Below are 9,707 nucleotides of genomic sequence, written 5' to 3' on the forward strand. Positions count from 1 at the left end.
TTCTGCACTGGTCCCGCTGGCGCCGCAGACGCCAACACCAGGCCCGGACCAGCCACTACAAGAGACGAGGCCACAGCCCAAGAGCTGAAGCCTCGTCAGGTTAAGCACCGTTGCAGTACTAGGCCGGACGGCCCGCACCAGCTGCACCCAGACGGCCCGCACCCGTCGGCGCTCTCCGCCCTGGCCGACCGCTTCCCGCTGGCGGGCGAACTCGACGCACTGCTGCGCGACACCGAGCGGGCCGCGGTCGAGGTGATCGGCGCGGCGCGGCCGGCGGTCGGCCCGACCCGCTCCACGCACCGCAGCCGCCTGCACGTCTCCTGCGCCACCATGCCCTACCTGCGCGACCACTGCTTCTTCCGGCAACGCCCCGACTGGCCCGACCTGGTGGACCGCTGGCCCGTCGTCCCGGCCACCACCATCGTGCAGCACCTGCTGGACGCGGCCGAGCGGGCCGAGCCCGGACGGGTGGCCGTCGGCGTGCGGGAGATGCGCTTCACCCAGTGGGTCCCGGCCGCGACACCGATGGAGGTGGAACTCACCCTCCAGGACGCCGGGCCGGACCTGCGCACCGCCGCCTTCGGCGAATACGCCCGGGGCATCGTCGAACTGACGGACAGTCATGACCCGCCGCCGGCTCCCTGGCCGGTCGACCCGACGGGCGAGCGCGTCCCGGAGCTGACCGCCGCCGCGCTCTACGAGCAGCGGTGGATGTTCCACGGCCCGGCGTTCCAGGGGCTGACCGAACTGACCGCGGTCGGCGAGCGGCACGTCCGCGGCGTGATCACCGTGCCCACCGCCTCGGGCGCCCTGCTGGACAACGTCGGCCAACTGCTCGGCTACTGGATCATGGCCAGTTACCGCGATCGCACCGTCGTCTTCCCGGTCGGCCTGCGACGGCTGCGCCGGTACGGACCGCCCCCGCCACCGGGCACCCAGGTGCAGTGCCACATCCGCGTCACCGCACTCACCGCCACCCTGCTCGAGGCCGACGTGCAGCTGCGGTGCGGCGCCACGGTCTGGGCGGAGGTGCACGGTTGGCAGGACCGCCGCTTCGACAGCCACCCCGCGACCCGCCCCGTCGAGCGGTTCGTCGAGCGCAACACCCTCTCCACCGTGCAGCCCGGCGGCTGGCTGCTGCTGCACGAACGCTGGCCGGACCTCGCCTCCCGCGACCTCGTGATGCGCAACCACCTGGGCAGCGCCGAGCGGGCCCGGCACGAGCAGCAGCCGCCGCGCGGTCGCCGGGCCTGGTTGCTCGGGCGGATCGCGGTGAAGGACGCGGTGCGGCGGTGGCTCTGGGAGCGCGGCGAGGGCCCGGTGTACCCCGCCGAGATCGAGGTGCGCAACGACCCGAGCGGCCGGCCGCGGGTGGTGGGCCTGCACGGTCGGGAGCTGCCCGCACTCGAGGTTTCCCTCGCCCACCGGCACGAGGCGGCGGTGGCCCTGGTCCGGCCCGCGCGTGCCGGCGGGCCGGGCGTCGGCATCGACCTGGAAGAGGTGACGGAGCGTCCGGCCCCGACCGCACCGGTCGCGCTCGACCCGGCGGAGCGGGACCTGCTGGCGGCCTGCCGGGCGGCCCACGGCGGCAGCGAGGCGCTCTGGTTCACCCGGTTCTGGGCCGCGAAGGAGGCGGCGGCCAAGGCCGAGGGCACCGGACTGCGCGGCCGGCCCGGCGACTTCACCGTGGTGCGCGCCGACCCCGACGAACTGGCCGACCCCGACGCCCTGCTGGTCACGGTCGCCGGACCGGGCGCGGCGCGCACCCACCACCTGCGCTGCACGGAGATCGCCAACCCGGCCGACCTCCCGGCCCGGCGCTACGTCGTCGCCTGGACCACGGACGACGCCACGGACCACCACGCCGAGTCGGACGACAGAGGGGCAGCGACCAAGTGAGCGTCAGCGAGCAGAGCACGCAGCCGAACCGGCCCACCGAGCAGCAGATCCTGCGCGAGATCGCCGCCATGGTGGTCGCCGTGCTGGGCGAGTACGGCCTGGAGGAGGCCGAGGTCACCCGGGAGGCCCGGTTCACCGAGGACCTGGAACTGGAGAGCATCGACCTGGTGACCCTGGCCGGCCTGCTCCAGGACCGCTGGGGCGCCCGGGTCAACTTCGCCGAGTTCATCGCGGGCATGGAACTCGAGGAGATCATCGCCCTGACCGTCGGCCGGCTGGTCGACCACGTCGCGGACTGCCTGCGCACCGAGGAGCGGAGCTGACCATGGCCTTCCTCGACCTCGACGGGCTGCGCTGCCACGTGCAGTGGCTGGAACCACGGGACGGGGGAGCGCCCGCGGCGACCGTCGTCCTGCTGCACGGGCTGCTCACCGACAGCCTCGCCAGCTACTACTTCACCCTGGCCCCCGCCCTGGCCGGCGCCGGGGCCCGGGTCCTGATGTACGACCAGCGCGGCCACGGGCGCACCGCACGGCCGCCGTCCGGCTACCGGCTCGAGCGGTTCGTCGACGACCTGGAGAACCTGCTGGACCGGCTGGGGGAGACCGGCCCCCTCCACCTGCTGGGCAACTCCTTCGGCGGCACCGTGGCGTTCGCCCTCGCCGCCCGGCGCCCGGCGCAGGTCCGCAGCATCCTGGCCGTCGAGTCCGAGCCCGCCACCGCCGCCTGGGCCGGCAAACTGGACGGCATCCTGCGGCGGGCGGAGACCGAACTCGTCAAGAAGTCCACACTGGCCTGGGTCGCGGCCCAGCGCGGCCGGCACACGGCCCGGCTGGCCCGCTCGGCCGGCGTGCTGCTGGCCCAGACCACCCTGGCCCGCGAGATCCCCGCCAGCAGGCTGCCCGCCGAGGCCGAGCTGCGGGCGATCCGCTGCCCGGTGCTGGCCGTCTACGGCACCCGGTCCGACCTGGCCCCGCAGGCGGCCTGGCTGGAGGCGCTGCTGCCCGACTGCCGCAGTACCTTCGTCCCCGGCCAGGAGCACTCCGTGCTGATCGAGACCCCGGAGGTGGTCCGCGAACTGACGCTGTCCTGGCTGCGCGACCAAGGCGTGCCGCTGCGCGCCCCGGCGGCCGACCTCGCCACCGCCGGGACACCGAGCCGCGCCGCCGACCGGAGGAGTGCCCGGTGAGCCGCGTCCTGTTCGTCGTCCCGCCCCTGGTCGGGCACGTCAACCCGACCGTGGGAGTCGCCGCGGAGCTGACCGCCCGCGGTCACACCGCGGCCTGGGCGGGGCTGCCCGACCCGGTCCGCGCGCTCGCGGGCCCGCACGCCGAGGTCTTCCCCTGCGGTGCCCCCGCGGGGGAGCAGGTCGGGCGACCGCCGGAGCTGCGTGGCGTGGCGGCGTTGAAGTTCCTCTGGGAGGCCTTCCTGGTCCCGCTCGCCGAGGCGATGGCCCCGGGGGTGGCGGCCGCGGTGCGCAGCTTCCGCCCCGACCTGCTCGTCGTGGACCAGCAGGCGGTGGCCGGCGCGCTGGTCGCCGAGCGGCTCGGCCTGCCGTGGGCCACCTCCGCCACCACCTCGGCCGAGTTCACCGGTGCGCTGAGCGGCCTGCCCCTGGTGGACGGCTGGATCAGCGGCCTGCTTGCCGACCTGCGCAGGCGGCTCGGTGCCCCGCCGGGGAGCGGTGACCCGCGGTTCTCCCCGCGGCTGACCCTCGCCTTCACCACCGCGGAACTCACCGGACCCGTCACCTCGCCGCCGGGCCCGATCCGCTTCGTCGGCCCGTCGATCACCACCCGCCCCACCGGCCCGGACTTCCCCTGGCCGTGGCTGGACCCCGATCGTGCGACGGTGCTCGTCACCCTTGGCACGGCCAACAGCGACACGGGCGCCGCCTTCCTGACCGCCTGCCGGCAGGCCCTGCACGCCCGTGCCGACCGGGTGCAGGCGGTGATCGTCGACCCCGGCGCGGTGCTGGGGCAGCCCCCGCCCGGCCCCGACCTGCTGGTCCTGCCCTCGATCCCGCAACTGCCGCTGCTGGCCCGCACCGCCGCCGTGATCTGCCACGCCGGCCACAACACCGTCTGCGAAGCCCTGTGGCACGGCGTGCCGCTGGTGGTCGCCCCGATCCGCGACGACCAACCGGTGGTGGCCGGCCAGGTGGTGGCGGCCGGAGCCGGCCTGCGGGTGCGCTTCGGCCGGGCCGACGCGGCGCTGCTCGGGCGCGCGCTGGACGCGGTGCTCGACGACCCCGCGTACCGGACCGCGGCGCACCGGATCGGCGCCTCGTTCCGCGCGGCGGGCGGCGCGACCGCCGCGGCCACCGGCCTGGAACAGCTGCTCGCCGCGGAACCCCGGCGCCCGGACAGGAGCCTGCGATGACCACGACACCGGACCGCAGCACCGGAGCTCCCCGCACCACCACCGGCAAGGCGGCCGCCCGGGCCGCGCAGGTCGCCGTGCTGCGCCCCCGCTACCGCGCCGACCTGGCCGACGGCACCGACCGGTTCTTCGAACCGCGCCGCTCGACCTGTCCCTGGTGCCGCTCCACCCTGCTGCGGGTCCGGCTGCGCACCCGCGACCTGCTCCAGCACAAGCCGGGCCGGTTCGTCCTGACGGAGTGTCACAGCTGCGGGCACGTCTTCCAGAACCCCCGACTGACCGACGCCGGACTGGAGTTCTACTACCGCGACTTCTACGACGGCCTGGGCGAGCAGCGCCTGGCCGGGATGTTCGCCACCCGGGCCGGGGCCTACCGCGGCCGCGCCCGGTCCGTGGCCCCGCTCGCCCCCGCCCCGGAGCGCTGGCTGGACGTGGGCACGGGCCACGGCCACTTCTGCCACACCGCCCGCGAGGTCTTCCCCGACACCTCCTTCGACGGACTGGACTCCAGCGAAGGCGTGCTGCTGGCCGAGCGGGAGGGCCGGCTGGCGCACGGCCACCGCGGCTCCTTCCCCGAGCTCGCGCCCACCCTGGCCGGGCGGTACGACGTGGTGAGCATGTTCCACTACCTCGAGCACAGCACCGACCCGACCCGGGAGCTGACGGCCGCCCGGGCGGCGCTGCGCCCCGGCGGCCTGCTGGTGATCGAGGTCCCCGACCCGGCGTGCGGGTGGGCCCGCACGCTCGGGCGCTGGTGGCTGCCCTGGCTCCAGCCGCAGCACCTGAACCTGATGCCGGTGGCCAACCTGCGCCGCCGCCTCGGCGAGCTGGGCTTCGAGGTGGTGCTGGAACAGCACGGCGAAGCGCACGACCCGGTGGACCTGCTGGCCGCCTGCTGGCTGCTGCTGGACGCCCGCGCCCCGCGTGAGGACGCGCCCTGGGCACCGGGCGCACCGCCCGGGCGGCTGCGGCTGCTGCTGCGCGGCGCCCTCTTCCTGGCCGGCTCCCCGGTGCTGCTGGCGGCGACCGCGATCGACCACCTGCTCGCCCCCGTCGCCGGCCGCCTGCGCCTGTCCAACGCCTACCGCCTGGTCGCCCGGGCCGCTCCGACGCGGGAAATGGCAGGCTACCGGCCCGACTTGGCGGGATGATCCGCAGTGGTGCGGCCGAGCCGCAGCCGGTGGATCGTGCGTGACCGAAGAGGAGGAGTAATGGCCGAGGTCAACGCTGCGTCGTTCGGGGTCGAGCCGGTGGTGCGGGCGCCGGGCGGGGCGGTCCGTGGTGCGTGGGAGGCGGGGATCGCCGTCTTCCGTGGCATTCCGTTCGCCGAGCCGCCGGTCGGCGCGCTGCGTTTCGCCGCGCCGCGCCCGGCGCGGAGCTGGGACGGCGTGCGGTCGGCGGTCTCGTTCGGGCCGCCGCCGCCCCAGGGCGGCGCGCTCGGCATGGCCGCGCTGGCCCAGGACGCGGCGGGAGACGACTGGCTGACGCTCAACATCTGGTCGCCCGATCCGGGCGCGGGCGCCCGGCTGCCGGTGCTGGTCTGGATCCACGGCGGCGCGTACACGGTCGGCATGTCGGGCCTTCCCGAGTACGACGGCGCTCGGCTGGCCCGCCACGGCGTCGTCGTGGTGACGTTCAACTACCGGGTGGGGTTCGAGGGTTTCGGACAGCTCGAGGGAGCGCCCGCCAACCGGGGCCTGCTCGACCAGGTCGCCGCCCTCGGCTGGGTGAACGAGGGCATCCGGGCCTTCGGCGGCGACCCGGACCGGGTGACGGTCTTCGGACAGTCGGCGGGCGCCGGCTCCGTGGCCGCGCTGCTGGCGATGGACCGGGCGGCCGGGGCCGGGCTCTTCGCCCGGGCGGTCGCGCAGAGCGTGCAGGGCACGTTCTTCACCCCGGACCTGGCCGCCGACATCGCCGCCGCCTGCGCCGCCGAGCTCTCCCTGCGGCCCACGGTGGCCGACCTGTCCACGGTGCCCGCGGCCCGGCTGTCCGCCGCCGGCGACGCGGTCGGCGCCAGGATGGCCGCGTGGGCGCACCGCTGGGGCCCGGTCGCGCACCGGTCCATCCCGTTCTCGCCCGTCGTCGACGGCGTGCTGCTGCCGGTCACGCCCTGGCAGGCCCTGGCCGACGGCGCGGGTCGGGACATCGACCTGCTGGTCGGCCACACGCGCGACGAGCAGCGACTGCTCACGGCGTTGGACGGCCTGCTCGGCCAGGTGACACCAGATCAGGCGGCCACCGCGCTACGGGTGTTCGGGCCGGGACCCGATGGTGAACGCCGCTATCGCGCGGCCTGGTCGGCCGCGGACCCGGACCGGTTGTACGAACTGGTCCTGTCCGACTGGCTGTTCCGGATGCCGACGCTGCGCCTGGCCGAGAGCCAGACCACGGCGGGTGGCCGCGCCCACGTGTACGAGCTGACCTGGTCCGCTCCGGGCCTGGGCGGGGTGCTCGGCGCCTGTCACGGCCTCGACGTGCCGCTGGTCTTCGGGAACCTGGACCGCGGTCAGCCCGCCGCGTTGATCGGCGACGGTCCGTCCCCCGAAGCCGAGGCGCTGTCGAGCCGGATGCGCGCGGCGTGGGTGGCCTTCGCCACCCACGGGGACCCCGGCTGGCCCGGGTACGACCGGGAGGAACGCCTGGTGCAGCTCTTCGACGAGACGCCGACCGTCACCGCCTACCCGGAGGAGACGTCCCGCCGCATCTGGCAGGACCACGGGTTTCCCGCCGCCCCGCTGATCGAGCGGTAGGGCGAGGCGCCCGTCAGGCTCAGGGGGACCGGTGGAGCACGAACCCCGTCCCGGCGTCCTCGTCGCCCGGGAGGTAGATCCCGCCGTCGGCGCCGTCACCCTTGATCAGCACCCGCAGTCCGGTGCGGCCCTGTGGCGTGGCGAGTACGAGCCTGAGCTCCTGGTCGGCCGGCCCGTGCTTCGGCTCCAGGGTCCAGGTGCCCGCCCCGGTGAACGGGTCGACCGGCCGGTGGTCGGGGACCGAGAGGTCGGTGGGCAGGGCGACGGCGTCCAGGGTGCCGTCCGGGCGCAGCGTCAGTCGCGCGTCCTGGTCGCCGGACCAGGCGCCGACCAGCTGGTCCGGTCTGGCCCGCCCACCGGTCGCGCCGGGCACCAGGAACACGGCGGCGACCAGCCCGGCGAGCCCGAGCACGCCGACGCCCAGCGCGATCGCGAGCCACTTCCTCATCGCAGGTTCACCTCTTCGGTCCAGGTGACGGTCTGGGTCCTGGTGGACATCGGGCCGCCGATCTTGTCGGCAAGGCTGTTGATCGGGCCACCGACCCAGGTGTCCCAAGCGTTGCGGAACACGGGCGGGTGCACCAGGGAATTGAAGGTCGTGTCGTTCTTGATCCTGATCTCCACCTGGGCCGTCCCTCGCTGGTCGTCGCGCGAGACGACTTTATAGGAGTAGTCATACGAACCAACAAAGACGGAGCTGGCACTGCCGTACTTGCCGCCGCTGGTCTTGCCGTCCAGCCAACCCGAGATGCCGAACGTCTGGACGTCGAGCGCATCCGACAGCAGTCGCGGCACCCCTTCCTGACCCAGCACGCTGTAGCCGTCCTTGCCGGCCGTCAGGCCCTGCGCGATGCCGTCCCGGATCCGGCCGCGGACCACGTCCATCGAGTGGTCCTTGCGGAGCTCCTCGGTGAACTTGTCCCCGGCCTTGTAGTCCACCTGGCGCTCGCCGAGACCGAGCGCCCACTGGAAGCCCAGCTGCAGCGCGCTCGGCTTCGGGCGCTCCACGATCGGTCCGTTGCGCATCATCTCGGTGAGCATCTCGAAGTACTCCTGCTGGGACATCCCGGGCGGCCTGCCCTGCTGCGCCTGGTCCTTGGCCTCCTGGGCCCGGCGTTCCTCGTCCTTGCGCCGCTGGTCCTCCTGGCGTCGGTGCTCCTCCCACTCCTGCAGGGCCGTGGCGTAGTAGGCCTCGCGGGCCTCCTTCGCCGCCGCGCTCGCGGCGCCGGCGTCCTTGCCCGCCGCCAGTGCCGAGCTGCGCGCGGCGGCCGCGGCGCTCCAGGCCGCGTTCGCCGAGGCGTCCGCACGCTTGGCCGAGAGCTGGGCGCGGACCGCGGAGTAGGCGGCCCGGCCGGCGTCCTGGTCGGCACTCACCTGCGCGGCGGCGGCCGACCTGGCCGCCTGCTGGGCCTGGGTCGCCGACTGCTCGGCCTGCTGGGCGGACTGCCTGGCCTGCGCCTGGTAACCGGCGGCCTGTCCGGCCGAGTCACGGGCCTGCCGGGCGTAGCCGTCGGCGTCGGTGGCGGCCAGCCGGGCGACCGCGGCCACCCGCCCGGCCTCGGCCGCGCTCTGCTGCGCGCCGGCCGCCACCGCCGCCGACTCGGCGATGACCTGCTGGACCCGGGCGACGTGGGTGGCCGCCAGCTGGTCCTTGCGCGCGGCCTGGTACTGGCCCACGGAGACGAAGGCGTGCACCAGCTGCGGCGGGCCGGCCAGCGCGATCCTGGCGCCTGCCTGCACCTCCGGACCGCCGCTGCTCAGCAGCTGGACGGCCCGCACCCGGTCGTCGTTGAGCTGGGCCACGAACTGGCCGTCGGTCAGGAACGCGCGCAGCGCATCGGTGGTGTTGGCGGCGAGGGCGGCCTGACCGGCCTCCTTGACGCCGCGCTCGCCGGTGCCGACGACCTGCACCACGCGCACCCGGTAGTCGTTGGCCGCCGCCAGGTGCTGGCCGCTCTCGAGGAACCGGTCGATCCCGGCGGCATCGCCCTGCAGCGCGGTGTCGGCGGCCGAGCGGATCGCGGCCGAGTCGGCCTCGCTCGCCAGGCGGTTGACCCGGTCGCGCCGGTCGCGGCCGGCCGCCTCGGCCCGTCCGCCGCGCAGGTAGTCCACGACCTCCTGGTCCGAGCCGGCCAGCACCACGCGGGCGGCGGCCTGCTGCCAGGCGCCGCGGGTCTGCAGGTCGCGCAGGGCGACCTTGCGCCCGGCCGCGGCGGCCTGGTGCGGATCCGCGTCGGCCTTGGCGGCGTCGGCGGCCAGGCGGTCGGCCTGCTGGTCGAGTTCCCGGCCCGCGGCACTGGCGCCGTCGCTCTCGGCGACCTGCGCCTGGTAGGCGATCTGCGCGTCCTTGGCCTGCTCCACGGCTGCCGCGGTGCGTGAAGTGAGGTCCTCGGCCTCGGTCCGGCGGGCCAGGTCCTGGATCCTGCGGGCCTGCTCCACCGCGGCGCTCGCGGTGTCGGCCGACTGCTGGGCGCCGGCGGCCAGGTCGGTCGCCAGCTTGGCGTCCGCACCGGCGTCGGCTGCCCGGGCCGCGGCCTCGTCGGCGGCCTTCGCCGCGGTGTCGGCGTGCTCGGCGGCCGAGTTGGCCGCATCGCGCGCCGCGTAGGCGGCGCTCGCGGCCTCGGCGGCCAGCGACTTGGCGGCGCCCGCCGCCCGGGTCGCCTCGGCGGCGTG

7 protein-coding genes and 1 pseudogene are annotated in these 9,707 nt (G+C 75.4%); 6 read left to right on the forward strand and 2 right to left on the reverse strand.

Annotation, left to right across the window (positions count from 1 at the left end):
• The 6 genes from ACQRUO_RS36355 to ACQRUO_RS36380 form a co-directional block, all read left to right on the forward strand.
• The coding region (locus tag ACQRUO_RS36355) for a 4'-phosphopantetheinyl transferase superfamily protein (protein ID WP_428320447.1) at positions 1-1,899 on the forward strand (1,899 nt) is incomplete at its 5' end.
• A complete protein-coding gene (locus tag ACQRUO_RS36360; protein ID WP_428320448.1) occupies positions 1,896-2,222 on the forward strand; it encodes an acyl carrier protein in 327 nt (108 codons plus the stop codon). The genes ACQRUO_RS36355 and ACQRUO_RS36360, both read left to right, overlap by 4 nt.
• 2 nt (positions 2,223-2,224) lie before the next feature.
• A complete protein-coding gene (locus ACQRUO_RS36365) occupies positions 2,225-3,088 on the forward strand; it encodes an alpha/beta fold hydrolase (RefSeq protein ID WP_428320449.1) in 864 nt (287 codons plus the stop codon).
• Entirely contained in the window at positions 3,085-4,281 is a 1,197-nt protein-coding gene (locus ACQRUO_RS36370) for a glycosyltransferase (RefSeq protein WP_428320450.1), read from the forward strand. Before ACQRUO_RS36365 ends, ACQRUO_RS36370 begins: the two co-directional genes overlap by 4 nt.
• Positions 4,278-5,432 carry a class I SAM-dependent methyltransferase gene (locus ACQRUO_RS36375; RefSeq protein ID WP_428320451.1) on the forward strand — a complete coding sequence of 385 codons (1,155 nt, stop codon included), beginning with the start codon at positions 4,278-4,280 and terminating at the stop codon, positions 5,430-5,432. Before ACQRUO_RS36370 ends, ACQRUO_RS36375 begins: the two co-directional genes overlap by 4 nt.
• A 60-nt stretch (positions 5,433-5,492) precedes the next feature.
• A complete protein-coding gene (locus ACQRUO_RS36380; protein ID WP_428320452.1) occupies positions 5,493-7,034 on the forward strand; it encodes a carboxylesterase/lipase family protein in 1,542 nt (513 codons plus the stop codon).
• Between the two features lie 19 nt (positions 7,035-7,053).
• Here the strand turns inward: ACQRUO_RS36380 and ACQRUO_RS36385 are convergent, their stop codons facing one another.
• Both ACQRUO_RS36385 and ACQRUO_RS36390 read right to left on the reverse strand, forming a co-directional pair.
• A complete protein-coding gene (locus ACQRUO_RS36385) occupies positions 7,054-7,482 on the reverse strand; it encodes a hypothetical protein (protein ID WP_428320453.1) in 429 nt (142 codons plus the stop codon).
• Positions 7,479-9,707, reverse strand: a pseudogene (locus ACQRUO_RS36390) (hypothetical protein); the annotation flags it as partial. The gene ACQRUO_RS36385 and the pseudogene ACQRUO_RS36390, both read right to left, overlap by 4 nt.

It is taken from the genome of Kitasatospora sp. LaBMicrA B282 (assembly GCF_050325825.1).
Taxonomy (GTDB): Bacteria; Actinomycetota; Actinomycetes; order Streptomycetales; family Streptomycetaceae; genus Kitasatospora.